This window comes from Enterobacter sp. 241F3, from assembly GCF_034106785.1.
GTDB lineage: Bacteria > Pseudomonadota > Gammaproteobacteria > Enterobacterales > Enterobacteriaceae > Enterobacter > Enterobacter vonholyi.
The window spans coordinates 1,021,543-1,046,812 of record NZ_JAWNDD010000001.1 but is presented as its reverse complement, the minus strand read 5'-3'; the positions used below and the strand labels follow the sequence as shown (position 1 = coordinate 1,046,812).

Below are 25,270 nucleotides of genomic sequence, written 5' to 3'. Positions count from 1 at the left end.
GAATATATGGCCTTAGCTGATATCCACCTTTTCAACTTTAGGTTCCGGGCGCATAGTGAGCGTAGAGCCCATTGAAGCCGCGATAATCGAGCAGAGCGCCAGCGTCTGGGTCAACGTGAGGGTTTCGCCGAGAAACACCATGCCGGAAATGGCGGCAAGGGCAGGCTCCATGCTCATCAGGGTGCCAAATATGCGTGTCGGCAGACGCGTAAGGGCAATCATCTCCAGAGAATAGGGAAGTGCGGTAGAGAGAATCGCGACTGCCAGCCCGATGGGCATGACGGACCATTGCCAGATAGATTCTGTTGCCTGCGCCATGCCGATGGGCACAAATACGATGGCCGCAATCAGAGAACCCAACGCCACCGTTGCCGGACCGTGCTCTTCGCCTGCACGCTGTCCCGTGAGAATATAGACAGCCCAGCAGGCGCCTGCACCCAGCGCCAGCGCGGCGCCCGTCAGATCAATCTCAGCGACACTCTGGCCCAGCGGCAGCAGGAACCATAAGCCCAGAACGGCTAGCACGACCCAGATAAAATCGACCGGACGTCGCGAGGAGAAAAGCGCCACCGCCAGCGGACCGGTAAACTCCAGCGCGACGGCGATCCCCAGCGGTATCGTCTGTATAGAGAGGTAGAACAGATAGTTCATCGCCCCCAGGGAGAGTCCATAAAACAGCAGGGGTAAACGCTGCTCCTTTTTGAAGCGCAGACGCCAGGGTTTGAAAATGACCACCAGTATCGCCGTGCCCAGCACGATACGCAGGGCTGTTACCCCGGGCGCACCGACCAGCGGAAAAAGTGATTTTGCAAGCGAAGCACCGCTTTGAATGGACAACATGGCAATGAGTATCACTGCGACCGGCAACCAGACCGACGATGTGCGGGATAACCCAGGCATCCTTTCTCCTGTCAGCTTATGTCAAATGAGGTAAAGGTTGCAGTGTAAAGGAAATATGCGGCAACGGTTGAGGCGCTGTTGAAAAAAAACCACGTGAAATCCGTAAAATGGTTAAGCGCTGGTGGATTTATCGCCTGTCAGATTAGGAATAATCTGGATGAATGTAACGGCGCAGACGCGCACTATGCGCATTTAGTAATGAAAATTGCATGTGATTTGAAAGAGATAGCTTAGGCTGGAAACGTTCTGTTACAGGAAAGGTTTCATTAGACATCACGAATCACAAAGAGTTTCGCAAATTTTTTTGATATATTTAAAACTTACGGACTTACTTGAAGCACATTTGAGGTGGTTATGAAAAAAATTGCATGTCTTTCAGCACTGGCCGCTGTACTGGCTGTTTCCGCAGGTACCGCTGTAGCTGCTACTTCTACTGTTACTGGTGGTTACGCTCAGAGCGACTATCAGGGCGTGATGAACAAAGCTAACGGCTTCAACCTGAAGTATCGCTACGAGCAGGATAACAACCCACTGGGCGTGATCGGTTCTTTCACCTACACCGAGAAAGATCGTTCTGAAAACGGCGCATACAACAAAGGCCAGTACTACGGTATCACCGCTGGTCCAGCTTACCGTCTGAATGACTGGGCGAGCATCTACGGTGTTGTAGGTGTTGGCTACGGTAAATTCCAGCAGACTGAAAACCAGAGCGAAAGCCGCACTGCAAGCAACAGCGACTACGGTTTCTCCTATGGCGCAGGCCTGCAGTTCAACCCAATCCAGGACGTTGCTCTGGACTTCTCCTATGAGCAGAGCCGTATCCGCAACGTTGACGTTGGCACCTGGATCGCGGGCGTAGGTTACCGCTTCTAATCACTTCGGTGATTAAATAAAAAATCCGCCCACTGTGGCGGATTTTTTTTGGCTTTTTTCCTCTCCCCGTGGGCCAGGGTGAGAGCATCGAACCGCTACTTACTCTTAATATCAAAAATATCCGTACCCAGATGGTTGTAGTCAACTTTCTGTAACTTGAAGTTGGTAACGTACACTGGGGGAGCTTTCTTGTTAGAGACAAACGGGTAAGCCGTTTTTATCTGTTCGGCTGTAATCCCCGTCCACTGCGAGAAGAACTGCAGGAAATCATTTGCCGAACGGCGCGCTTTAATAACGCGATGCGTTTTATCATCACTCGACAGCACCATAAACGGCACCTGGAAGTTCTGCTGGAACTTGTCATCGTGCGCCAGATACTGCACCTCTTTACCACGCTCTTTAAACGCCAGCCCGTGATCCGAGAAATAGACCATAGAGAAGCTGTCGCCCGTATTGCGTAGCTGATCGTACAGCTTGCTCAGCAGATCGTCGGTTTGCGTCATGGTGTAGAGGTAGCACGAGGTCTCTTTGGACTGCACGAACTCCGCGTACTTCCCGCCCGTCCGATCGCAGGCCTGCGGATGCGACCCCATCAGGTGCAGGACGATCAGCTGAGGCTGCGTGCGCGGGGTGGCGAAGACCTGTGCCGTCATTTTCAGCAGCGCTTCGTCTTTGGTGTTTTTGTCGGCTTCAAAATCGCCGTTTTTCAGGAACTGCACTTCGTCAGCCCGTTTGGCGATGCTGGCGATGGCCGTATCGTATTCGCCAATTTGCCCCTGATTAGAGAACCACCAGGTCTGATAACCTGCGCGGTTTGCCAGAGTGACAAAATTATCCTGATACTGCGGTTTACCATCTACCACTCGGTTAAGGGTCAGACCGAGCGATTTCTGCGTTGAGCCGCTGGCCGCGACATAATCGGTAAACAGAGTGCCTTTGACCGAACTCGCAAACGGGGTGTTGTCCCAGTGGCCGCCAAACGCCCCCATTGCATCGCGACGCGCGCTTTCGCCAATCACCACCACATAGGTGTGATATTTCGGCTTAACGGCCAGCACGTTCCAGGTGTCTTTCATATTGGAAAGCTCAGCCATGCGCGCCTGTTCGTCGAGAACCTCTTTATTATTTACAACAACGTCTTTAACGAAGCGGAAAACCGGATAGCCGATATTGATGAGCCTTAACTTACCGTCCCAGGGAATATTCTGGATGGGGGCGACAAACGCCACGGCAATGCTGAACACCAGACAGAGTATTTCGATCTTACCCCAGGATTTTTTCTCGCCCGACTGACGGCGGATGGCAATAACGCCCAACGCGAAGATAAAAAGCCCGACCACATAGCTGTACCACGGGAAGATCGTCAGGATCTCCGTCGACTCTTCCATATTGGTCGAGTGCAGCGCCAGCAGGGTATTAAAGTTTGGCGAGCCGTAAGCCTGACCGAACGGGAAATAGAGTGCAGCAACCAGCGAACAGATCCCGATTACTGTTTTTTGCACGCGCGGGGCGGCTCGCCACAGCACATGCAGAATGCAGGTGAAGGCTACCGCGTAGAGCAGACTAAAGGGATAACCCAGCGCAAAGTTAATCAGTAATGACTGCAAAAAGTAAAAACCCGTCCACGGGCTTAAGGCCCGGCTGCGGGTAACAACGGTATCTATCAGGGTTACATTCATAGGTCACTATCATGGATGAAAACGCCATGTGCTCACCCTGGCGTCAAGGGTCATAACCTGCCTGACAGTGCGTGGAGAGGGAATGAGGGTCCGCTTCAGCGAGCCGCAAATTGTGCAGGGCTGCAAGAAGATAGTGCGAGCGCTAAAGAATATCAACAGTTGCTAAGCAGATGTTTTGCGAAGGGGATTGCAAATCCGTAAAAAAGATCGGGAATAAGGCGGCTGAAAGCCAGTTTACAGCGAGAATGTGACGGGAAAATGAAGCGGCGTACCGCAACGCCGCTTAGTTGGAAGGTTTATCGTCCTGATGCGGTTTGTTGTTAAACATATCGCACAGCATGTTCAGCAGCATTAAGCGCACTTTAAAGGGGGAGTGGGTAAACACGGTCATGCACCTCTTGAATTCATTCATAAGACCTCCTGAGTTTTGATCCCTTCGATCCATGAAGGGTGACTGCATTACATACAGATATAGCACAGGCTATATTGTATAGCTATGGCTATTTCGTTAATTTTTTGTGCTTGCAGAGCTATGGTTTACAATGTGCGCTCTCGAAACCGGGCGCTGGAAGCGTCACCCCACTGAGGAAGTACAATGAACCGTCGCGCAGGTCATCTGACAATGAGGAAAACGACGCAACTGGTGAATGTTGAAGAACATGTCGAAGGTTTTCGCCAGGTCCGTGAAGCGCACCGGCGTGAACTGATTGATGATTATGTTGAACTCATTTCCGATCTGATTCGTGAGGTTGGTGAAGCGCGCCAGGTTGATATGGCCGCCAGGCTGGGGGTTTCACAGCCAACTGTCGCTAAAATGTTAAAACGCCTGGCCTCCGTGGGCTTAATTGAAATGATCCCCTGGCGCGGTGTTTTTCTGACGCCGGAGGGGGAGAAACTCGCGCAGGAGAGCCGCGAGCGCCATCAGCTTGTCGAGAATTTTTTACTGGTGCTGGGCGTCAGCCCGGAGATTGCCCGCCGGGATGCGGAAGGCATGGAACACCACGTCAGCGAAGAGACGCTGGTGAAGTTTCGCGAATTTACCCTTAAATATGGTCCCTCCGCTGAATGAAAATCCCTGGACTGCAGGCCCTGGCACGCGATCGTTTCTTCCATCTCTTATTACTCATTGGCGTAGGGTTAAGCCTCTTTGTGCCGTTTACGCCGCAGGCCTGGCCCGCCGCGATTGACTGGCGCACCATCATTACCCTGAGCGGCCTGATGATGCTCACCAAAGGGGTCGAGCTGAGCGGCTACTTTGACGTTCTTGGCCGTAAAATGGTTCGCCGCTTTGCCACCGAACGCAGGTTGTCCCTGTTTATGGTGTTTTCTGCCGCGGTGCTGTCGACGTTTCTGACCAACGATGTGGCGCTGTTTATCATCGTGCCCCTCACGCTTACGCTGCGTAAGCTATGCGAGATCCCGGTCAGCCGGTTGATCATCTTTGAAGCGCTCGCCGTTAACGCCGGCTCACTTCTGACGCCAATCGGCAATCCGCAAAATATCCTTCTCTGGGGACGTTCCGAGCTGTCGTTCGCCGCCTTTACCTGGCAGATGGCCCCTCTGGCGCTGGTGATGATGCTGTCGCTGCTGGCGGTATGCTGGTTTGCGTTTCCTGATAAAAAACTGCAGTACCACAGCGGCACAACGGGCCCGCAGTGGCAGCCGCGTCTGGTGTGGAGCTGCCTCGGGTTATACATCGTCTTTCTGTTTGCGCTGGAGCTGAAGTATGAGCTGGCGGGCGTCCTGCTCGTTGCCGCAGGCTTTGTCGTCCTGGCGCGTCGCGTTCTGGTAAGCGTGGACTGGACGCTGCTGCTGGTCTTTATGGCGATGTTCATCGACGTGCATCTGCTTATTCAGCTCCCGGTGCTGCAAACCGTTCTGCACAGCGTCAGCAGTCTGCCGCAGGCAGGGCTGTGGCTGACGGCGATTGGCCTGTCGCAGTTTATCAGCAACGTGCCTTCCACCATTCTGCTGCTCAACTACGTTCCGCCGGACACGCTTCTGGCCTGGGCGGTGAACATCGGCGGGTTTGGGCTGCTGCCCGGCTCGCTGGCAAACCTGATAGCCCTGCGCATGGCCAACGATCGTCGTATCTGGTGGCGTTTCCACATCTGGTCGATTCCGATGCTGGTTTGGGCCGCGGCGATCGGTTTCGGAATATTCCTTCTCATATAGTGCGCAATTTGTCAGTTTTTCCTGGCAAACGTATAGCAACGTCCTAGCTTTAGTGAACGGCATAGTGTGATGCCGCTCACTGACAGGACCGTTGCTGAACTATGGCTGAAGATCAAAACCCGCCTGCTGACGAGCAGGACAAAAACAATAATGAGCGTAAGCGCCCGGGCAAGAAACCGTTAATTATCCTCGGCATTGTCGTCGTGGTAATGGTCGTCGTGGCGCTGGTCTGGTGGTTTTTAACCCGTAACGAAGAGACGACCGACGACGCCTTTACCGACGGCGACGTGGTGACGATTGCCCCGAAAACGGCGGGCTACGTCACCGAGCTGCGCGTGCGTGATAACCAGCGCGTGAAAAAGGGCGATCTGCTGGTGGTCATCGATCCGCGAGATACCACCGCGCAGCGCGATCAGGCCCAGGCCCAGCTTGGGCTGGCTATCGCGCAGCTGCATCAGGCCCAGGCGCAGCTGGCGCTTTCAAAAGTCCAGTATCCCGCCCAGCGTGACGAAGCCAAAGCGCAGGTGCTGAAAGCGCAGGCCGATCTGGCTAACGCACAGGCGGAGTACCGTCGCCAGCGCGGCGTCGACCCGCGCGCGACCACCCAGCAAAGCATTGATTCCGCGAACGCTCAGCTGCGTAGCGCCCAGGCAGGGCTGGCCAGCGCCCAGGCGCAGCTGGAAGTGGCAGAGCAGGTACAGCTGCAAATCCGCCAGCAGGAAACCAACGTTGAAGCGCGCGAGCGTCAGGTCGATCAGGCGAAAGCGCAGCTTGAAACGGCCAATCTGAATCTCTCTTACACCGAAGTCCGCGCCCCGTTCGACGGATTTGTCACCAAACGCAACGTGCAGCCCGGCACGCTGGTGCAGGCGGGAACGGCGCTGTTCTCACTGGTTTCGCCGAACGTGTGGGTGGTGGCGAACTTTAAAGAGTCCCAGCTTGAGCGCATGAAGCCGGGCGATAAGGTCACCGTGTCCGTCGACGCGTGGCCGGATATGGAGCTTGAGGGGCACGTAGACAGTATCCAGCAGGGCAGCGGCTCGCGCTTCTCCGCCTTCCCGGCAGAAAATGCCACCGGTAACTTCGTCAAAATTGTGCAGCGCGTGCCGGTCAAAATCGTGATTGATAAAGGCCTCGATCTGAACAAACCGCTGCCGCTGGGGCTGTCGGTTGCACCGAAGGTGACGGTGGAATGACGGATCACAGCCACGACAGCTGGAAGCCCGCCAGCAATCCGTGGGCGGTGGCGATTGTCGTCACCCTGGCGGTGTTTATGGAAATTCTGGACACCACCATCGTCAACGTGGCGCTGCCCCACGTGGCGGGTTCGCTCTCGTCCAGCTATGACGAATCTACCTGGGTGTTAACCAGCTACCTGGTCGCGAACGGCATCGTGTTGCCCATCTCGGCGTTTCTGAGCCGCGTGTTCGGCCGCAAGCAGTTCTTCCTGATCTGCATCGTCATGTTTACCGTCTGCTCGTTTCTGTGCGGGATTGCCACCGAGCTGTGGCAGATCATCCTGTTCCGCGTGATGCAGGGCTTTTTTGGCGGCGGGCTGCAGCCCACGCAGCAGTCGGTGCTGCTCGACTACTTCAAGCCGGAGGACAGGGGCAAAGCGTTTGGGCTCTCATCCATCGCGATTATCGTTGCACCGGTCCTCGGCCCGACGCTGGGCGGCTGGATCACCGACAACTACTCCTGGCGCTGGGTGTTCTTTATCAATATTCCGGTGGGGATTGTCACGGTGCTGGCGATCTACCAGCTGCTGGAAGATCCGCCGTGGGAGAGCAAATCAAAAGAGAAGCTGACTATCGACTGGACGGGGATCGGCCTGATCGCCCTGGGGCTGGGCTGCCTGCAGGTGATGCTTGACCGGGGGGAAGATGAGGACTGGTTCTACTCGAACTTTATTCGTACCTTCGCGGTGTTAACGCTTATCGGCATTATCGGTGCCATTTACTGGCTGGTGTATGCCAAAAAGCCGGTGGTAGATCTGCACTGCATGAAGGACCGCAACTTTGCCATCTCCAGCCTGCTGATGGCGGGGATGGCGATGATTTTGTACGGCAGTTCCGTGGTGATCCCGCAGCTGGCGCAGCAGGACCTGGGCTATACCGCCACCTGGTCCGGGCTGGTGCTGTCGCCCGGGGCGGTGCTGATTGTGCTGACTATTCCGCTGGTGCTGAAGCTGATGCCGGTTGTACAGACGCGCTGGATTATCGCCTTTGGCTTTACCTGTCTGGCGGTGTCGTTCTTCTGGTCGCGCACGCTGACCCCGGATATCGACTTCGAGACGCTGGTGCTGTTCCGCAGCGCCCAGTCGCTGGGGCTGGGATTCCTGTTTGTGCCCCTGACCACCATTGCCTTTATTTCGATCCCAAGACGGCTGAATGCCGACGCGGCGGCTCTGTTCACCATGTTCCGCAACGTGGCGGGCTCGGTCGGGATCTCGCTGTCGACGGCGGCCATCACCGAACGGTCTCAGGCGCACAGTGCGCACCTTGCGTACCACGCCTCGCCGTTTAACGAGCAGTTCCAGCTGGCAATACGCGAAAGCGCCCAGGCAATCCAGAACTTCACCACCCAGGTAGGGGACCCCATCGGGATTGCCACCGGACGCATGTACCAGACCATGATTGAGCAGTCGCGCTTTTTGGCCTACATCGACGTCTTTACCATCCTGAGCGCCGTGGCCTTGTTACTGATTCCGTTTTGTTTGTTGCTCTCGCCGGTTAAGAGCGAGGGGAGTGCAGGAGCACATTGATGATACACAGACGTTTACACCCCCTGATGATAATGATGATGCTGGCAGGCTGCGCCGTCGGGCCGGACTATCAGCCGCCCGCGCCGCCTGCCGTCACGCACTGGAACGATAAGGGCGACAGCGGGGTAAAATCGCAGATGACCTCCGCCGCGACAAACCCGCGCTGGTGGAAAACCTTCGGTTCGCCGCAGTTAGATAGCCTGGTTGAGCGCGCCATCGCCGGGAACCTGACGCTGCAGCAGACGGTGCTGCGCATCGCCGGAGCGCGTGAGCAGATTAACCAGGCGGGCGGGGCGTTTTACCCGTCGGTGAACGGCAATCTGCAGGCGACGCGTCAGCAGCTTGGGCTGGAAGGGGAGCTGAAGTCCCACGGCGTGTACGACCAGCTGGATAATGTCGATCCTGAGCTGCGGGGCGCGTTAGGCCCCCTGACGCAGCCGATCAACCTCTACCAGGGCAGCTTCGACGCCCAGTGGGAAATCGACCTGTGGGGCAAGGTACGCCGGCAGGTGGAAGCCGCCGAAGCGCAGCAGAAAGCCGCTATCGAGCAGCGTAACGACGCGCTGGTGTCGCTGGAGGCGGAAGTGGCGCGCGCGTGGCTCCAGCTGCGCGGGGCGCAGAGCATTATCGCCACGCTGAACACCCAGATTAAAAGCGCGCAGCAGACGCTGGATCTTACCGAAAGCCGCCAGCGCGGCGGACTGTCTCCACAGATGGACGTGGAAAACGCCCGGGCGCAGCTGGGCAACCTCGAAGCGCAACTGCCGCAGTATCAGGCGCAGGAGCGGCAGGCGATGAACGGCCTGGCGATCCTCCTCGGCAAGCCGCCGGGGGCGCTGGATGCCGAACTACAATCCGCGCAGCCGATGCCCGCGCTGCCGGATATCGTGCAGACCGGCATTCCGTCGACGCTTGCGCGACGGCGTCCGGACGTGCGCGAAGCTGAGGCGAACCTCCATGCTGCCACGGCGCAAATTGGCGTCTCGGTGGCGGAGCTGTTCCCGAGCTTTACCCTCTCCGGGCAGTTTGGCCTGCGCAACAGCGAAACCAACTGGCTGACCGACTGGAGCAGCCACTTCTACAGCTTTGGCCCGCAGGTCTCCATTCCCATCTTCCAGGGCGGGCGGCTGGTCTCCAGCGTGAAGGTGGCGCGCGCGCAGCAGGGGGCGGCGGTGCTGGACTATCGTCAGACGGTGCTCACCGCGCTTGGCGATGTCGAAAATGCGCTGGTGAGCTATCGCACCGACCAGCAGCGTGAGGCGGGCCTGGCGAAAACCATTGATGCCCTGCAAAACGCCTTCGATTTAGCCAGCGACAGCTACCGCCAGGGGATCGCCAGCTTTATCGACGTGCTGGACGCCCAGCGTCAGCTGGCGCAGGCCCAGCAGCAGCGCGCGCAGGCGCAGGTGCAAAGCGCCCTCGATCTGGTGGCGCTCTACAAGGCGCTCGGCGGCGGCTGGGAGCCGTATCAGCAGCTGCAATTACCGGACTACAGCGTCTTTGGCGACGCCCCGCGCGGATAAATATTCAGAGGATTGGGCAAGAAACGGACAGGAACACCACATTCGCGATGGCTGAGGGGCGGGTATAACTATCGTGTACCCCTTAAACGACATGCGAGGATTATCTTATGCGTTATCAAAAACTGGGCAATACTGGACTGTTCGTTTCTGAACTCTGCCTCGGCACCATGACCTTCGGCGGAGAAGGCGGCATGTGGGGCAAGATTGGTCAGCTCCAGCAAAGCGAAGCAGAACAGCTGGTGGGCCGGGCGCTGGATGCCGGGATCAACTTTATCGATACCGCGGACGTTTACTCTGAAGGGCGCTCGGAGGAGATCGTCGGCCAGGCGCTGAAAAACCTGAAAATCCCGCGCGAGAACGTGGTGGTCGCCACGAAAGTGTTCGGCGAAACGGGAACGGCAGGGGTGAACTCGCGCGGCAGCTCACGCTACCACATCATCAGCAGCGTGAAGGAGAGCCTGCGCCGCCTGCAGCTCGATCATATCGATCTCTATCAGCTGCACGGCTTCGACCCGGCCACGCCGATTGAAGAGATGCTCTACGCGCTGGATAACCTGGTGCAGCACGGCCACGTGCGCTACATCGGCGTCTCGAACTGGGCGGCGTGGCAGATTGCCAAAGCGCTGGGCATTTCCGAGCGTCTCGGACTGGCGCGTTTCGCATCCCTCCAGGCGTATTACACCATCGCCGGACGCGATCTTGAGCGCGAGCTGGTGCCGATGATGCAGAGCGAAGGCGTCGGGCTGATGGTCTGGAGCCCGCTGGCAGGCGGCCTGCTGAGCGGAAAATATGGCCGCGACGGGCAGAGCGAAGCCGGTGGTCGCCGTCTGGAGTTCGACTTCCCGCCGGTGAATAAAGACCGCGCCTTCGACTGCGTGGACGTGATGCGCACTATCGCCGAAAGCAAGGGCGTCTCAGTCGCGCAAATTGCGCTGGCCTGGCTGCTGCATCAAAAAGCCGTGACCAGCGTGATTATCGGGGCCAAACGCGTCGAACAGCTGGACGACAATATCGCAGCGACCAGGATCCGCTTAAGCGAAGACGAGCTCAAACAGCTTGATGCGGTGAGCGCGCTGCCGCGGGAATACCCTGGCTGGATGCTGGAGCGTCAGGGGGAATATCGCCGCAATCAGCTGGCGCAACAGTAACCTTTTCCATCAGGTGATTTTAAATTTCTTTGCCCATCGTTACAGCAATCGGCGAAAGCGGCTTATTTCACTGAGCATGCTTTTGCCGATTCAACGATGAGCTCTGGCGGAAATCAGCAACCGTCTTTGCAGGTTGCCGCTGGGTTTTGCTCAAGAACTCTTACCAGCAGGGCTCGGGGTTCTCTTACTACATCCGTTCCAACTGACAGTACTTTGCCGTCCCGCTCTGCTGAATACTTCGCGACAACATCACCGAATGCATTTCGCTGCAGGGCGACTTCTTGTCCTGCTTTTACCGTATCGCCGGGCTTAACGAATACTTCCGCAAACCCACCCGTGGTCGCTCGTATTGAACTGATAGCATTACCAATATACGTTTTATTGCTGCTGGCGGTTGCGCCGATTTTGCCTTCAATCACCTTATAATGGATCAGTACATTGCGAGCACCTTCTACACCCCGGGCAATCATATCCTGCTGGTAAATCCTCGGCTCTCCCGTCTCGGCCGTTATCGCCGGGATACCATTTTGAATAAAGGTGGTTTCCATTGAGCCGGCTTCACCGGGATCTTTTTTAATTTGATCTGCCGGAAAAAGTTCTGCAATAGTCCGGGCATCCGCATTGCGGTAGTCGGCATAAATGAACAGCGGATAAGCCGTTCCGGTAGACTGGGTGTGATAGTCAATTGCCAGGTCGACATTTCCCTTGTAAACGTTATTCCACATCATCCATGCCTGACGCTCGGCAGGGTTACCCGTTTCTTTTCCCGGATGCACGCGGTTGTAGTCGATCGTCTCACCCCCATCGGTTGAAACGGACCATGTCCGGGAGACCCTTTCAAGGCCAGAACGGTTTGGACCAATAATGCCAATAACGCTGCCGTTCATTTTTGCAGGGTCCAGTTGTTCCATCACTTTTTGTACGATGCGCACTCCGTTTAGCTCATCTCCATGGACGCCCGCCTGCAGCAGAACTTTCTTCCCGTCCGTTTTCCCTTTTGCCACCATGATGGGTACATACCAGCGCTGTCCCGTTCCTGTCTCAACCCCCTCGAACATGAAGCGATGTTGTCCTGCTGTCAGGTCTGATACATCCAGAGTCGAGATGACCGGCACTCCCTGTACCTTATCACCCGTATACACCGTTGCCGCGTAAGTCATTGAGCATGGCAGCGCTAAGCTGAGAGCGAATGCGATACGGCCAGTAGATATCTTCATGAGCGTCATTTTCCATTTGATAGAGTTAAGATTTTTATTTTCCGGCCTGGGCCGTGGTTCGTGCTCATTAAGTTAATAGTGATTTTATGAGGCCAGCCAGCGGCACGAGCGGGAAATGTGATTTTGCATAGACTAAGGCACCGGCTTCAATAACAGGGTTTGCGCGATTCATTTCCTGCCCGACGTTTTCTTTCCGACACGTCTCACAAAAAACGATCCTCCGCTTTGATCGACATGCCATCTTCACCTATATGACTGGTCATGAATTTTTAAATGACTAGTCATATAGGGAGAGACCATGAACAATCAGCTGCCGGCAAACTTTTTATGGGGCAACTCGGTATCGAGCATGCAGACGGAAGGTGCCTGGAATGAGGGCGGAAAGGGGATGTCTGTGTACGACATTCGTGAAGCCGGGGAGAATGTCTCCGACTGGAAAGTGGCGACCGACTCCTATCACCGCTACCGGGAGGATTTCGACCTGATGCAGGATCTGGGGATGAACTGCTACCGCTTCCAGATCTCATGGAGCCGCGTCTGCCCGCTGGGTGACGGCCCGTTCAACGACGAAGGCATCGCGTTTTACGACCGCTTTATCGACGATCTCATCGCCCGCGGCATCGAGCCGATGATCTGCCTGTACCACTTCGATATGCCGCTGGCGCTGGCGCAGGAGTACAACGGCTTCAACGACCGCCGCGTGATGGACGCCTTTATCCGCTACGGCAAAAAGATGATTGACTGCTATGGCGATCGCGTAAAGTACTGGCTGACCTTCAACGAGCAGAACATCTTCCATATGCCGGAAGCGTTTCGCATATCCGGCTACATGAAAGGGGAGAAAACCCTGCGCGAGCTGTACGAGCTGCAGCACCACACCATGGTGGCGCACATGTCGCTGACCGAATACCTGCACCAGACCAAACCGGGCCAGCTGATGGGTGGCATGCTGGCGCACCAGCTGATCTACCCGGCCACCTGCAAACCGCGCGATATTTTCTGCGCCCAGCAGTACGACGAGTTCCTCAACCAGAACCTCCTGCGCGTCTTTGCCGGGCAGGGCTACAGCCCGGCGGTGATGGCGGTGGTGGAGCAGGAGGGCTTCGGCGATATCTACCGCGCTGAAGATTTAGCTCTGCTGGCGCGCACCAAAAACGACTATATGGCCTTCAGCTACTACGCCAGTAAAACGCTGGACAGCGATGCGATCCCGGAAGGCACTCCCGTGAACTATTACCTGCTGCACGGCGAGAAAAACAATCCGTACCTGAAAGCCACCGAGTGGAACTGGCAGATCGACCCGCTCGGTTTTCGCACCATCATTACCCGTTATTACAACGACTGGCGCCTGCCGGTGTTCCCGATCGAAAACGGCATCGGGGTGATTGAGTCCTGGGACGGCGTGAACCCGATTGAGGACAACTACCGCATCGACTACCACCGGGCGCATATCAATGCCATGAAAGAGGCGATGTTCGAAGACGGAGCAGAAGTTCTCGGCTACCTCGGCTGGGGCCTGATCGACATTCTCAGCTCTCAGGGTGACATGCGTAAGCGCTACGGCGTGGTCTATGTCAACCGTGAAAACCACGACCTGAAAGACCTGAAGCGCGTGCCGAAGAAGAGCTACGCGTGGTTAAAACAGGTTATCCATACCAACGGACGCGAGATGTAAGCCGTACGCTGCCGGGCCGTTTTTGTGACTGATTGATGGGAAATATCCGCTATGTCTGAAACAAAAATAACACCGCACATGCAGTCTTTTGTCGATAAATTTGTAGAGTTCTCGGCGCGCCTGGCAAACCAGGTGCACCTTCGCTCCCTGCGCGACGCCTTCGCCACGGTGATGCCCATTTTCATCCTCGCCGGTCTGGCGGTGCTGGTGAACAACGTGGTGTTTCCGTGGATTTTTCACGGCGACACGCTCGCGCAGTGTAAGGTGTGGGGCGAGGCGATTATCAACGGCACGCTGAACATCGCCGCGCTGCTGTTGGCCCCGATGATTGCCTGGTCGCTGGCGCGCAACAAAGATTTCGGCAATCCGGTCTCGGCAGTGGTTATCGCCGTCAGCAGTTTTATCATCATGATGCCGATGCGCTTACAGGTTACGCCCGTTGGCAGCGACGCTGCGGTGAACGTCACGCAGGTGCTGACGTTCGCCAATATCGGCTCAACCGGCATTTTCGCCGGGGTGCTGATTGGGCTGCTCTCAACGGAAGTGTTCATCGCTATTTCGCGCCTGAAGGCGCTGCACATATCGCTCGGGGAAAATGTGCCCCCGGCGGTGAGCAAATCCTTTACCGCGCTGATCCCGACGATCCTCACGCTCTCCCTGTTCGCGGTGCTGGCGGCGATACTGGCAAACGTGCTGCATACGGACCTGATCCATCTCATTACGACCTTTATCCAGCAGCCGCTGCGGCTAATCAACACCAGCCTGCCGGGGACGATTTTCATCTACAGCTTCGGTAACTTCCTGTTCACGCTCGGTATTCATCAATCTGTCGTTAACAGCGTGGTGCTGGAGCCGTTCCTGCTGATCAACACCAACGAGAACATGCTGGCCTTCGCCAACGGCCAGCCGATCCCGCACATCATCAACAACATCTTCGTGCCGACCTTTGGCATGGTGGGCGGTACGGGCAGCACCATCTCGCTGCTGATTGCCATCTTTATCTTCTCCCGACAAAAGTCGGCGAAGCAGGTGGCGCGTCTGTCGCTGGCGCCGGGCCTGTTTAACATCAACGAACCGGTGATTTTTGGCCTGCCGATTGTGTTTAACCTGCCGCTGATGATCCCGTTTGTACTGCTGCCCGCGATAGGCATTTACGTCGCCTGGCTCTGTACCACGCTGGGGTTAATGTCGCGCTGCGTGGTGATGATCCCGTGGACCACGCCCCCGATTCTCAGCGCCTGGCTGGCGACGGCGGGGGACTGGCGCGCGGTGGTGGTGCAGTTGGCAATCATTGTATTTGGTGTATTCTTCTACCTGCCTTTCCTCAAAATTGCCGAGCGAGTGGCCTTGAAAAACAGCGGGATAGAAAACTAACTGAAAGGAAGGACGATGGCGGCGAAGTACATCACCATAGCGCGGGAAATCAAGAAACGCATTATCAGCCAGCAGTACGCCGCCAATGAACCGCTCCCGGACCAGTTTGCGCTGGCGGCGGAGTTCAGCACCAGCCGGATGACCATTCAGCAGGCGATGCGCCAGCTGATCGTCGAAGGTCTGGTCTATACCCGTCAGGGCCAGGGCACGTTTATCCGCAAAAACTTCCTCCAGCTCTCGCAGTGGGATCTCTCCGGCAGCGACTACTTCGGCGCGACTAAAACCTGGGAACACCTGGGCAAGGTAACCAGCCAGGTGGTGCATTTTGAGCTGCGCTTCCCGAACGAGAAAGAGCAGGCGTCGCTGATGATCAATGCCGATGCGCCGATCTATGACTTCATTCGCCTGCGTTTGCTGAACGGTGAACCTATGTCGCTGGATTCCACGGTGATGCCGATGAATCTGGTGCCGGGCCTGACGAAAAACCATCTTGAAGGTTCAGTGTTCCAGTACGTGCAGGAGACGCTGGGGCTGAAAATTATGGGGTCGTATCGGGTGGTGCGGGCGCTTAAGCCCAGCGCGCTGGACAGGGAGCATCTGGTCTGCGAGGAAACCGATCCGGTTCTGGAGGTGGAGCAGGTCATTTATCTGGAAGATGGCACAGCGCTGGAGTATGCCCACTGTCACTATCGGTACGACCACGGCGGAATTGTGATCGTGAATAACGGGTAAAAAAAAGCGGGCAACGAGGCCCGCTTTTTTAATGCTTCTCTATCAGTTCAAACGCACCGGCATACCGGAGCGGTTCTGCACGGCCTGGTCAACAATCGCCGTTTCTACGTCAGGCTGAGAAGTCACCGCCTGTACCGCGCTGTTCAGCGTAACAGGGACGACTTCGTTGTTGTTGATCTGGTCTTCGCTGGTGGACAGCGGGTTGTGCACTTCGATGTAGCGGCTGCCGTCTGGCTCAGAGGTCGCTTTCACCGGTTCGTTGATGAACTGCACGCGCGTACCGACCGGCACGTTTTCGAACAGGAATTTGATGTCGTCATTACGCAGGCGCACGCAGCCGTGGCTCACGCGCAGGCCGATACCGAAGTTGGCGTTAGTACCGTGGATAGCGTACAGGCGACCAATGTACAGAGCATACAGACCCATCGGGTTATCCGGGCCTGCCGGTACTACGGCTGGCAGCGGTTCGCCCGCAGCGATGTATTCCGCGTGCATTTTGGCAGTCGGCGTCCAGGTTGGACCCGCTTTCTTACGCTCAACTTTCGTGGTCCAGTTCATCGGGGTGTCTTTACCCAGCTGGCCGATACCGATTGGCAGCACGATAACGGTGTTGGTGCCTTTCGGGTAGTAATACAGACGCATTTCGGCGCTGTTAATCACGATACCTTCATGAACGGTATCCGGCAGGATCAGCTGCTGAGGAATATTCAGCACGGTACCCGCTTTTGGCAGATACGGGTCAACGCCCGGGTTTGCTTCCAGCATGTTAGACAGGCCCAGCTGGTACTGCGCAGCGAAATACTCCAGCGGCTGAGAGTTACCTTCTGGTACCGTCACAACCTGGTTCTGGCCTACCAGACGGCTACCGTCTGTTGGCAGGGGATACGTCACCGCAGACGCGGTCTTACAAAAACCTACTACGGCTAACGCCGCCGCAAAAAGCGTTGTTAATTTCATGTTCATGTTGTGCGAGGTATCTAAGCCATTCTGGCGATGAGTTGATAAGTCTGAATCTGTGATGGGAGCGCATTATATGTGCATTCCCGCTAACAGGGAATTCAGATGTGTACGAAATCACATTTTTTTCGATTTTGTTAAAGTTTAGTGGATTGCCGCAACACGGGATCTCAATTCGGAATTGTGGCATAATGCCGTGTTTATCACACTTTTCGCAGGAATCTCCCCGTGTTAGTTACCAGCAACGTCACTATGCAGTTTGGCAGTAAGCCGCTGTTCGAAAACATTTCCGTCAAATTTGGCGGCGGCAACCGTTACGGCCTGATTGGTGCCAACGGTAGCGGAAAATCCACCTTTATGAAGATCCTCGGCGGCGATCTGGAGCCGACCCTCGGCAACGTCTCGCTCGACCCTAACGAGCGTATCGGTAAGCTGCGTCAGGATCAGTTCGCCTTCGAAGAGTTCACCGTGCTCGACACCGTGATCATGGGGCACGCGGAGCTGTGGGAAGTGAAGCAGGAGCGCGATCGCATCTACGCGCTGGCCGAAATGAGCGAAGAAGATGGCTATAAGGTGGCCGATCTGGAAACGCAGTACGGCGAGATGGACGGTTATTCTGCGGAAGCGCGTGCGGGCGAGCTGCTGCTGGGCGTGGGGATCCCCGTTGAACAACATTACGGCCCGATGAGCGAAGTTGCGCCAGGCTGGAAGCTGCGTGTGCTGCTGGCACAGGCGCTGTTCTCTAACCCGGACATCCTGCTGCTCGACGAACCGACGAACAACCTGGACATCGACACCATCCGCTGGCTGGAGCAGACGCTGAACGATCGCGACAGCACCATGATCATCATCTCGCACGACCGTCACTTCCTGAACATGGTCTGTACGCACATGGCGGATCTGGACTACGGCGAGCTGCGCGTCTATCCGGGCAACTACGACGAGTACATGACGGCGGCCACCCAGGCTCGCGAGCGCCTGCTGGCGGACAACGCCAAGAAAAAAGCGCAGATTGCCGACCTGCAGTCCTTCGTCAGCCGCTTCAGCGCTAACGCCTCTAAATCGCGTCAGGCAACCTCGCGTGCGCGTCAGATTGATAAAATCAAGCTGGAAGAGGTTAAAGCCTCCAGCCGTCAAAACCCGTTCATCCGCTTCGAGCAGGACAAGAAGCTGTTCCGTAACGCGCTGGAAGTGGAAGCTCTTACCAAAGGCTTCGATGAAGGCCCGCTGTTTAAAAACTTCAACCTGCTGCTGGAAGTGGGCGAGAAGATTGCCATTCTGGGCGCCAACGGCGTGGGTAAATCCACCATGCTGAAAACCCTGGTCGGCGAACTGCAGCCGGACAACGGCACCGTGAAATGGTCCGAAAACGCGCAGATTGGTTACTACGCGCAGGACCATGAATATGAGTTCGAGAATGACCTGACCGTCTTCGACTGGATGAGCCAGTGGAAGCAGGAAGGCGACGACGAGCAGGCGGTGCGCAGCATTCTGGGTCGTCTGCTGTTCAGCCAGGACGACATCAAGAAGCCGGCAAAAGTGCTTTCCGGTGGTGAGAAGGGCCGCATGCTGTTCGGCAAGCTGATGATGGAAAAACCAAACATCCTGGTGATGGACGAACCGACTAACCACCTGGATATGGAATCGATCGAATCCCTGAACATGGCGCTGGAGATGTATCAGGGCACCCTGATCTTCGTCTCTCACGACCGTGAGTTCGTCAGCTCGCTGGCGACCCGCGTGATCGAAATTACGCCAGAGCGCGTGGTGGACTTCACCGGTAACTACGAAGATTACCTGCGCAGCAAAGGTATCGACGGCTAAAAAAAGCCCGGTGGCGCTTCGCTTACCGGGCCTACGGGTGACTTTGTAGGCCGGGTAAGGCGAAGCCGCCACCCGGCAATGTTCAGAGCACCCACTCACTCCCTTCAGCCCCATTCACCAGCAGTTTGCGTTTCTCCCCCGCCGGTAACGACACTTTCAGCGCTTTCCACGCCGGACGATAATCCCCGCGCGCGTTCACCTTCAGGTTGATGGTTGCGCCGTCGCACACCATCTCCCAATCCACCCACAGCGCATTGCCGTTCTGGTAGCCCCAGCTTTCACCGTCGTCTTCAAACAGCAGCCCGGAGGTTGTGCCGACGCCTTTCACCGGGAACAGCTTAAGCTCGCGTGCCGTATCTTTTTCGGCACTCACATGCGTGACGCGTTCGCTCAGCGGCAGACCTGCTCCGGCCCGCACCAGCAGCGGCAGTTTTTCCAGCGGCGCATCGAGGACGATCGATTGTCCGCCCGCATACCAAGCGTGGGTGTAAAAATCGTACCAGCCCGTTTCGTTATCCGGCAGCCAGACCCTGCGCTCGCGCTGTCCGGCCTCAACGACGCTGGCGACCAGCAGGTCGCGGCCCAGCAGGAAGTCGTCGCACTCTTCGAAAGTCTGCGCGTCGCGCTCGTGGTCGAGGAAGGTCGGGCGCAGCATCGGCTCGTCGTCGGCGTGCGCCTGCCAGAGCAGGGTGTAGAGATACGGCAGCAGGCGGTAGCGCAGCTCAATCGCGCCGCGAATGGCAGGCGTGACGCCCGGATACATCCACGGCTCGTTGACGGTGTGGTCATCGTTCCACGAGTGAATGGTAAAGCGCGGGTGCATCACGCCGTTCTGCACCCAGCGCACGAACAGCTCGGCGTCCGGCTTGTCGCCGGAGAAACCGCCGACGTCGTGGCCGACGTTGAACAGCCCGGACAGGCTCATGCCCAGCCCCATGCGGATGTTATAGCGCAGCGTGTCCCAGCTGGTGCGGTTGTCGCCGCTCCAGGTCTGAACGTAGCGCTGCATCCCGGCGCATCCGGAGCGGGAGATGAGGTAAGGGCGTTTTTCTGGCGCAAAGCGCTGCTGCGCTTCCAGCGAGGCGCGCATCATCAGCAGCGGCATGACCGGGCGAATATGCTTGATGGCGATCTCCTTGCCGAAGCCAAAGCAGCGGGCTTCTGCGTCCCACACTTCATATTCGTTGTTGTCGTTCCAGGTAGAGTCGATGCCCATCTCCAGCAGCTGCGTAGTGACGCCGTTCTGCCACCACTGCACCGTCTGCGGGTTGGTAAAGTCGAGGTGCGAGCCTTCGTCATCCCAGAAGCTGGAGCGTTCGGGTGCATCGGTTTCTGAATCGCGAATGAACAGGCCACGCTCCGCCACTTCGTTGTAGCGCGGATGATCCTGCAGCAGGCACGGCTTGATGTTAGCCGCAAGCTTCAGTCCCGCGTCGTGGAACGCCTGGCTCATTACCTTCGGCTGCGGCACCTTGCCGTAGTTCCAGTTGAAGACGTAGCGCTTGCCGTTGATGGAGGTATAGCCGGAGGAGAGCTGGAATGAGTCGCACGGAATGGCGTGCTCTTCGCACAGGCGGATGAAGTTCATCAGCTGGTTTTGCGCGTCCGGCGCGTCAGTGTAGTGCATGGTCGAACCGCTGTAGCCCAGGCTCCATTTCGGTCCGAACAGCGTTTTCCCGGTGAGGCGAACAAAGGCTTTGGTAACGTCCAGTACGCGTTTGCCGGTAAAAATGTAGTAGTCGATATCGCCCGCTTCCGCCTGCCAGCGGCGATAGGCGGTATGGTAGTTGTCGATCTCGTTGCCCAAATCCAGCCAGCAGCTGCTCAGGTTGTCGTAAAACAGGCCGTAGCTCACGTCGTCGCGGCGGGTGATAGTGAAAGGAATATGCTTGTAGAGCGGGTCGGTGCTGGCGGCGTTATAGCCCATGGCGTCGAGGTTGCGCATCTCATAGCGTTTACCGTTGCGCTGCAGATCGCCCGCTTTCTCGCCCAGGCCGTAAAAGCGCTCGTCCTTGCGGCGGCTCAGGTAGTGCGCCACGCCGTCGCCGTGGGCGTTCAGCAGGTAGGCGCTGGTGGGGCGGTCGTTGACCAGCGGCTGCCACTCGCCCGCGTCATTGCGATAGTGCCACTCCAGCCACAGCGGCTGGTGCACGGTGACGCGCAGCTGTTCGGTTGCCACGGTTAACGTGTCGTCCTGCTGCGTCAGCGTCCAGGTCGGGCAGGTGAAGCCGCTGATATCGTCACGACGGCGCCCTTCCCACGGCACGTCTTTTTCCGGCGCGATGCTCCAGGTGCGGTCCAGCGCCAGCTCGCCCTTGCGTTTGATCAGCACGCGGAACAGGTTCTCTTCCAGCACATACAGGCACAGGCGGTGCTGGTTATCGACCAGCAGTTCCAGATGGTTTGCCGACTGCGTATCCAGGGTCCAGTTTTTCAGGGTTTTCATATGCAATACATCCACTATCAGGCGCGCTTGGCGCGACGTTCAGCAATAAATGCTACCAGGAAGACGGCGCCAATCAGGTCAAAGAAGCCCATGGCGATAAAGAGCGGGTTAAAGCCGATTTTGTCGGCGGTCACACCGATTAACAGCGAGAACAGGAAGCTGGCGATCCACGCCGCCGAGCCGCGCATGCCGTTGACGGTCGCCATCTGACCTTTGTCGAAGGACTCCACGACCAGGGCGCTCAGCATGCAGGAGATGATCTGGTGCCCGAAGCCGCCGATGGAGATCAGCACGATGGTGATGTACGGGTCGCGGGTAATGGCCACGATGGCCAGCGAGATCATCAGGAACGCGCCGGTCACGGAGCTGGCGACGACCGAGTTAACGCGGGAGCAGCCGAACATGCGGGTGTACAGACGCGTCAGGTAGCCGCTCGCCACGCTGCCGAGGTCGGCGGCGAGGAACGGCAGCCAGGCAAACATCGCAATCTGCTTCAGGTCCATGCCGTGCTCTTTGGCGAGGTACAGCGGTACCCAGAAGCTCAGCACCGCCCAGGCCGGTTCCGCCATAAAGGCGGGGATGGCGATACCGTAGAAGCGTTTGTTTTTTGAAACGGTTTTCAGCGCGGTCAGGAAGGGCAGCTTCACCGCAGGCGGTTCGTTGTCCTGCTTGATAAACGCCAGCTCGTCCTTGCTCAGGTTCGGGTGCTGCTCCGGGTTGTGGTAGAACGCCCACCACAGGATCACCCACAGCAGCGCCAGCACGCCGGTAAACATAAACGCGCCCTGCCAGCCGAACGAGGCGTGAGCAAAGTAGATGATAGGCGGGGCCAGCATCGCGCCGATGGAGAAGCCCACGCCAGCCCAGCCGGCGGCAACGGGTCGCTCTGATTTCGGGAACCATTCGCCGATGGTTTTGGCGTTCGCCGGGGTAGCGGCGGCCTCAGAGGCACCCATAAAGAAGCGCAGAATAGCGAGGTGCAGCCAGCTTCCGGCGCCCGCGTGGAAAATACACATCAGCGCCCAGATCCCGGCGCAAACCATAAAGCCAATCTTCAGGCCAATGACGTCAATCAGCCAGCCGCACAGGGGCTGGAAAATGGTGTAGGCGATCTGGAACGCGCCGACGATCCAGGAGTATTGCTCGGTGGTGATCCCGAGGCTCTCTTTCAGTTCCGGGGCGAGGATCCCGAGTGAGTTTCGGGTGATGTAGTTAACGGTGACGCCAAGTAAGAACAGCACCAGCACGTACCAGCGCAGGTTCTTGATGACGCGACGGGTTTTGCTTGTCGCAACGGTGTTATTGATGTCCTGACTCATTTTACTCTCCACAAGACGGACGGTAAGGGGACGGAGGTTCAGGTGTCACACGGATTTTTATGACTTTGATTTTTATCCGTTTAAAATTCTTTATCTGGTATACAACTAGTATGGAAGTTGTGTGACAAGTTCACCTTAAGGAAGAAAATGAGTGGGCAAAAGTGGATTTTGTGAAAAATTTCTCATAACTGACGAAAAGCCTCTGGCAAGATGGTATTTATGTCAGTAATTGCCTGACGAATACGCTATGAAAATTTTTTCATTTCGCAAATGGAGCCAGATCACAAAATGGACAAAAGGCTAAAAATCACCGAAATCGCGGCCCGCACGCAGCTCTCGATCAGCACGGTGTCGCGGGTGCTGGCGGGAAAAGCGAATACCAGCGAAAAGGCGCGCGCAAAGGTGCTGGCGTGCGCGCGGGAGCTGGGGGTGATGGAGGGTATGGCGGCGGGACGGCTGCTGCTCAATAGCCTGGTGGTTTTTGCCCCTCAGCGTGCGTTCGACGAGCGGTCCGACATCTTTTACTACCGTGTGATCCAGAGCGTGAGTAAAGGCCTTGCATCCCACGATGTGCGCTTGCGCTACTGCGCGCTGGAAGAGAACGATAGCGATGCCCAGCTGTTTCTGGCGCGCATGAACGAGGCGGATACCCAAGCGGCAATCCTTCTTGGCATCGACGACCCGCATATCCACGATCTGGCTGTGGATGTCGGCAAACCCTGCATGCTGATTAACTGCCGTGACCGCCACATGCGCCTGCCTGCCGTCGCGCCGGATCATCGCGCCATTGGCGAGCGGGCGGCGGAATATCTGTTTGAGATGGGACACCGTGAGGTAATGAGCGTGCTGTGCCTGCGCCGCTACACCATGGAACTGCGCCTGACGGGGATCCGCGACGCGTGGCAGTCTCACAACCTGAAATTCAACGACAAGCGCGATCTGCTGGTGGTGCCCAGCTTCAGCGCACGCGAAAGTGAACAGGTAGTCAGCAGCTGGCTCAGCGAAATGCAGGGCAAGGATTTGCCAACCGCATTTTTGGTTGGCGGCGATTTTATGGCGGCGGGCACCATCAGCGCATTACAAAAAAAAGGATTGCGCGTGCCGCAGGACGTGTCGGTGATGAGCATTGACGGGTTTAACCTGGCGGCAATCCAGGATGTTCCATTAACGGCCGTGCACGTTCCCCGCGATGAGCTGGGAACGGAAGCGGTTTATATGCTCCAGCAGCGGCTCATGCGCCCGGACGCGCCGGTGGGGACGTTACTGCTTAACGGCACGCTGGCCGTGCGGGAATCGGTACGGCGGATACGTCAGGGGAAACGACGCACCGCCGTTGAGCGGGAAGGTCTGTATGACAGTTAAACCATGCCCAGCGCGCGCTTGCCGTGGATGTTGAGATCGTTAACGGTAAAGCGGTCCTGCCAGCTCTTTTCATAATCTTCGCGCGGGAAATCTCCCGGTGACGCGCCGGTTTCAAGCGCTTCCTTGACCTTTTTGGCGTACGCGAGGTTTTTCTCGCACATCGGCGCGGCAGGAATGTACATCACGTTGCCCCAGCCCTGCTGATTTTCCACCGGCGCGACGGAGTGGATCACATCGCAGTGCCACCACACGGAATCGCCCGCGTCGAGTGCCGGAATGCTGCTTAATGCTTCGATGAGCAGCGGGTGCCACTTCTCGGAAACCGGCAGCACGCGCCCCGGCGCCACGCCGCACAGCTCGTCTTCCGGCACGTCGTCCAGCAGCGGACGCAGCAGAATGTACGCCATCGCTTCCGGGATCGGCACCACGTGCAGCAGCCCCTGACCGGGGATCATGTCCGACAGCGCCGTCCAGCCCTGGAAGGTGCGGAACACCGAGCATTTGGTGGTGTTATCGACGGTGTACTCTTCGACTTCGGTACGGTGCGCGGCGTTCCACGGATCGTACTTATCGACGTTGCCGTCAAACACGCGGGCAAAGACCTGCTGGTAAGCCGGCAGCAGCCAGCGCTCCAGCGCGCCGGAGTCGGTATGGGCGCCGAGTCCTTTCGAGGTGGTTCCCGGCGGACGGCGGCGGATACGGTCCGGGTAAATCACGCTCACATCCGGGTCGAACCACTGCTTGCCGTTGCTCTCGAACGTCCATAAACGGTTCAGGAACGACTGTACCTGCGCCATCTCTTCGCTCTGACGCGCCTGCATCTGCGCCTGCGACCAGTAGATCGGGTAAATCTCCGGACGGGAGGCCGTTAAGGTGCCGAAGAAGTTATCGCCAGGCCCTTTGTACACTTCGTCAAACTTGTTCAGATCGAGGTAGTCGAGCATCGACTGATCCCACGCCAGCGCCTGCTCGCGGGGGAAGTGACCTTTAATCACCGCGCAGCCGCGGCGTTTAACGGCCTCGCGCTGTGCGTTGGTAATCGTGCCGTTTTTCACATCCGCAAACGGAATCACCGGCCAGACGGATTCGCCTTTGTTCTTTAGAGCGTTGATTTCCGCCACGCGGGTGGCAATTTTATCGCTGAGCTTATTGAACACCGCCTGCACGTCGCCGATCTGCGCGCGCAGCTCACGTTTCAACTGACGGATTGCCGCTTTGTGATCCGCCGGCAAAGTTTCACTGGTAAAGGTCATAACTGCCTCGCATCTTTCATTCGAAAGTGAAAATGTCTACAAGTGATAC

The 25,270-nt window shown here is 57.2% G+C and carries 20 protein-coding genes; 12 read left to right on the top strand and 8 right to left on the bottom strand.

What is annotated here, in order from left to right:
- Positions 1-12: 12 nt before the first annotated feature.
- On the bottom strand, positions 13-900 hold the full coding sequence (gene rhtA / locus UR504_RS04925) for a threonine/homoserine exporter RhtA (RefSeq protein ID WP_023334998.1): 888 nt from the start codon (positions 898-900) through the stop codon (positions 13-15).
- Positions 901-1,254: 354 nt separating this feature from the next.
- Between rhtA and ompX the strand changes: the two genes are divergently transcribed.
- Entirely contained in the window at positions 1,255-1,773 is a 519-nt protein-coding gene (gene ompX, locus UR504_RS04920) for an outer membrane protein OmpX (protein ID WP_023310884.1), read from the top strand.
- Positions 1,774-1,868: 95 nt separating this feature from the next.
- Here ompX and UR504_RS04915 read toward each other — a convergent pair whose 3' ends face one another.
- Both UR504_RS04915 and mntS read right to left on the bottom strand, forming a co-directional pair.
- The gene (locus tag UR504_RS04915) at positions 1,869-3,452 is read right to left on the bottom strand and encodes a phosphoethanolamine transferase (protein ID WP_115874560.1); all 1,584 of its coding nucleotides are present in this window, start codon (positions 3,450-3,452) and stop codon (positions 1,869-1,871) included.
- A 283-nt stretch (positions 3,453-3,735) separates the two neighbouring features.
- Positions 3,736-3,864, bottom strand: coding sequence for a manganase accumulation protein MntS (mntS, locus tag UR504_RS04910; protein WP_111963843.1), 129 nt, complete (start codon positions 3,862-3,864; stop codon positions 3,736-3,738).
- A gap of 183 nt (positions 3,865-4,047) precedes the next feature.
- Here mntS and mntR point away from each other — a divergent pair, with 183 nt between their 5' ends.
- From mntR to UR504_RS04880, 6 genes are all read left to right on the top strand, one after another.
- Entirely contained in the window at positions 4,048-4,521 is a 474-nt protein-coding gene (gene mntR / locus UR504_RS04905; protein ID WP_302234604.1) for a manganese-binding transcriptional regulator MntR, read from the top strand.
- Complete coding sequence (locus UR504_RS04900) at positions 4,518-5,627, top strand: anion transporter (protein ID WP_320739401.1); 1,110 nt, start codon at positions 4,518-4,520, stop codon at positions 5,625-5,627. The genes mntR and UR504_RS04900 overlap by 4 nt, the downstream gene beginning before the upstream one ends.
- 101 nt (positions 5,628-5,728) lie before the next feature.
- Entirely contained in the window at positions 5,729-6,823 is a 1,095-nt protein-coding gene (locus UR504_RS04895; RefSeq protein WP_271367243.1) for an HlyD family secretion protein, read from the top strand.
- Entirely contained in the window at positions 6,820-8,391 is a 1,572-nt protein-coding gene (locus UR504_RS04890) for a DHA2 family efflux MFS transporter permease subunit (protein WP_133294047.1), read from the top strand. The genes UR504_RS04895 and UR504_RS04890 overlap by 4 nt, the downstream gene beginning before the upstream one ends.
- Complete coding sequence (locus tag UR504_RS04885; protein ID WP_302234610.1) at positions 8,391-9,914, top strand: efflux transporter outer membrane subunit; 1,524 nt, start codon at positions 8,391-8,393, stop codon at positions 9,912-9,914. Before UR504_RS04890 ends, UR504_RS04885 begins: the two co-directional genes overlap by 1 nt.
- 107 nt (positions 9,915-10,021) lie before the next feature.
- The gene (locus tag UR504_RS04880; RefSeq protein ID WP_302234612.1) at positions 10,022-11,062 is read left to right on the top strand and encodes an aldo/keto reductase; all 1,041 of its coding nucleotides are present in this window, start codon (positions 10,022-10,024) and stop codon (positions 11,060-11,062) included.
- Positions 11,063-11,175: 113 nt separating this feature from the next.
- On the opposite strand, the gene UR504_RS04875 is transcribed toward UR504_RS04880, so the two are convergent.
- Positions 11,176-12,279, bottom strand: a complete 1,104-nt coding sequence (locus UR504_RS04875; RefSeq protein WP_111963927.1) for a succinylglutamate desuccinylase/aspartoacylase family protein — start codon at positions 12,277-12,279, stop codon at positions 11,176-11,178.
- 298 nt (positions 12,280-12,577) lie between these two features.
- Between UR504_RS04875 and UR504_RS04870 the strand changes: the two genes are divergently transcribed.
- From UR504_RS04870 to UR504_RS04860, 3 genes are read left to right on the top strand one after another with little or no spacing between them, the layout of a single operon-like run.
- Positions 12,578-13,954, top strand: a complete 1,377-nt coding sequence (locus UR504_RS04870; RefSeq protein ID WP_288461123.1) for a glycoside hydrolase family 1 protein — start codon at positions 12,578-12,580, stop codon at positions 13,952-13,954.
- A 51-nt stretch (positions 13,955-14,005) separates the two neighbouring features.
- Entirely contained in the window at positions 14,006-15,328 is a 1,323-nt protein-coding gene (locus tag UR504_RS04865; protein WP_274242395.1) for a PTS sugar transporter subunit IIC, read from the top strand.
- A gap of 15 nt (positions 15,329-15,343) precedes the next feature.
- Positions 15,344-16,060, top strand: coding sequence for a GntR family transcriptional regulator (locus UR504_RS04860; RefSeq protein WP_115874566.1), 717 nt, complete (start codon positions 15,344-15,346; stop codon positions 16,058-16,060).
- A gap of 42 nt (positions 16,061-16,102) precedes the next feature.
- Here UR504_RS04860 and ldtB read toward each other — a convergent pair whose 3' ends face one another.
- Positions 16,103-17,023: a L,D-transpeptidase gene (ldtB, locus tag UR504_RS04855; RefSeq protein ID WP_023335026.1), complete on the bottom strand. Its 921-nt coding sequence runs from the start codon at positions 17,021-17,023 to the stop codon at positions 16,103-16,105.
- 222 nt (positions 17,024-17,245) lie between these two features.
- Here ldtB and UR504_RS04850 point away from each other — a divergent pair, with 222 nt between their 5' ends.
- Positions 17,246-18,841, top strand: coding sequence for an ABC-F family ATPase (locus tag UR504_RS04850; RefSeq protein WP_008501187.1), 1,596 nt, complete (start codon positions 17,246-17,248; stop codon positions 18,839-18,841).
- A gap of 82 nt (positions 18,842-18,923) precedes the next feature.
- Here UR504_RS04850 and UR504_RS04845 read toward each other — a convergent pair whose 3' ends face one another.
- Positions 18,924-21,287, bottom strand: coding sequence for a glycoside hydrolase family 31 protein (locus tag UR504_RS04845; RefSeq protein ID WP_302234620.1), 2,364 nt, complete (start codon positions 21,285-21,287; stop codon positions 18,924-18,926).
- Positions 21,288-21,304: 17 nt separating this feature from the next.
- On the bottom strand, positions 21,305-22,606 hold the full coding sequence (locus tag UR504_RS04840) for an MFS transporter (protein WP_127730155.1): 1,302 nt from the start codon (positions 22,604-22,606) through the stop codon (positions 21,305-21,307).
- Between the two features lie 288 nt (positions 22,607-22,894).
- Between UR504_RS04840 and UR504_RS04835 the strand changes: the two genes are divergently transcribed.
- Positions 22,895-23,968 carry a LacI family DNA-binding transcriptional regulator gene (locus tag UR504_RS04835; protein ID WP_115874569.1) on the top strand — a complete coding sequence of 358 codons (1,074 nt, stop codon included), beginning with the start codon at positions 22,895-22,897 and terminating at the stop codon, positions 23,966-23,968.
- On the opposite strand, the gene UR504_RS04830 is transcribed toward UR504_RS04835, so the two are convergent.
- Positions 23,965-25,221 carry a DUF1479 domain-containing protein gene (locus UR504_RS04830; protein WP_302234624.1) on the bottom strand — a complete coding sequence of 419 codons (1,257 nt, stop codon included), beginning with the start codon at positions 25,219-25,221 and terminating at the stop codon, positions 23,965-23,967. The genes UR504_RS04835 and UR504_RS04830 overlap by 4 nt on opposite strands.
- Between the last annotated feature and the right edge of the window lie 49 nt (positions 25,222-25,270).

What these genes read in the sequence shown, in the direction of transcription:
- rhtA (WP_023334998.1), bottom strand. Translation starts at nt 900, where the DNA reads ATGCCTGGGTTATCCCGCACATCGTCGGTCTGGTTGCCGGTCGCAGTG.
- UR504_RS04845 (WP_302234620.1), bottom strand. Translation starts at nt 21,287, where the DNA reads ATGAAAACCCTGAAAAACTGGACCCTGGATACGCAGTCGGCAAACCAT.
- UR504_RS04895 (WP_271367243.1), top strand. Translation starts at nt 5,729, where the DNA reads ATGGCTGAAGATCAAAACCCGCCTGCTGACGAGCAGGACAAAAACAAT.
- UR504_RS04915 (WP_115874560.1), bottom strand. Translation starts at nt 3,452, where the DNA reads ATGAATGTAACCCTGATAGATACCGTTGTTACCCGCAGCCGGGCCTTA.
- UR504_RS04885 (WP_302234610.1), top strand. Translation starts at nt 8,391, where the DNA reads ATGATACACAGACGTTTACACCCCCTGATGATAATGATGATGCTGGCA.
- UR504_RS04890 (WP_133294047.1), top strand. Translation starts at nt 6,820, where the DNA reads ATGACGGATCACAGCCACGACAGCTGGAAGCCCGCCAGCAATCCGTGG.
- UR504_RS04865 (WP_274242395.1), top strand. Translation starts at nt 14,006, where the DNA reads ATGTCTGAAACAAAAATAACACCGCACATGCAGTCTTTTGTCGATAAA.
- mntR (WP_302234604.1), top strand. Translation starts at nt 4,048, where the DNA reads ATGAACCGTCGCGCAGGTCATCTGACAATGAGGAAAACGACGCAACTG.
- ldtB (WP_023335026.1), bottom strand. Translation starts at nt 17,023, where the DNA reads ATGAACATGAAATTAACAACGCTTTTTGCGGCGGCGTTAGCCGTAGTA.
- UR504_RS04880 (WP_302234612.1), top strand. Translation starts at nt 10,022, where the DNA reads ATGCGTTATCAAAAACTGGGCAATACTGGACTGTTCGTTTCTGAACTC.
- UR504_RS04835 (WP_115874569.1), top strand. Translation starts at nt 22,895, where the DNA reads ATGGACAAAAGGCTAAAAATCACCGAAATCGCGGCCCGCACGCAGCTC.
- UR504_RS04875 (WP_111963927.1), bottom strand. Translation starts at nt 12,279, where the DNA reads ATGAAGATATCTACTGGCCGTATCGCATTCGCTCTCAGCTTAGCGCTG.
- UR504_RS04830 (WP_302234624.1), bottom strand. Translation starts at nt 25,221, where the DNA reads ATGACCTTTACCAGTGAAACTTTGCCGGCGGATCACAAAGCGGCAATC.
- mntS (WP_111963843.1), bottom strand. Translation starts at nt 3,864, where the DNA reads ATGAATGAATTCAAGAGGTGCATGACCGTGTTTACCCACTCCCCCTTT.
- UR504_RS04840 (WP_127730155.1), bottom strand. Translation starts at nt 22,606, where the DNA reads ATGAGTCAGGACATCAATAACACCGTTGCGACAAGCAAAACCCGTCGC.
- ompX (WP_023310884.1), top strand. Translation starts at nt 1,255, where the DNA reads ATGAAAAAAATTGCATGTCTTTCAGCACTGGCCGCTGTACTGGCTGTT.
- UR504_RS04900 (WP_320739401.1), top strand. Translation starts at nt 4,518, where the DNA reads ATGAAAATCCCTGGACTGCAGGCCCTGGCACGCGATCGTTTCTTCCAT.
- UR504_RS04870 (WP_288461123.1), top strand. Translation starts at nt 12,578, where the DNA reads ATGAACAATCAGCTGCCGGCAAACTTTTTATGGGGCAACTCGGTATCG.
- UR504_RS04860 (WP_115874566.1), top strand. Translation starts at nt 15,344, where the DNA reads ATGGCGGCGAAGTACATCACCATAGCGCGGGAAATCAAGAAACGCATT.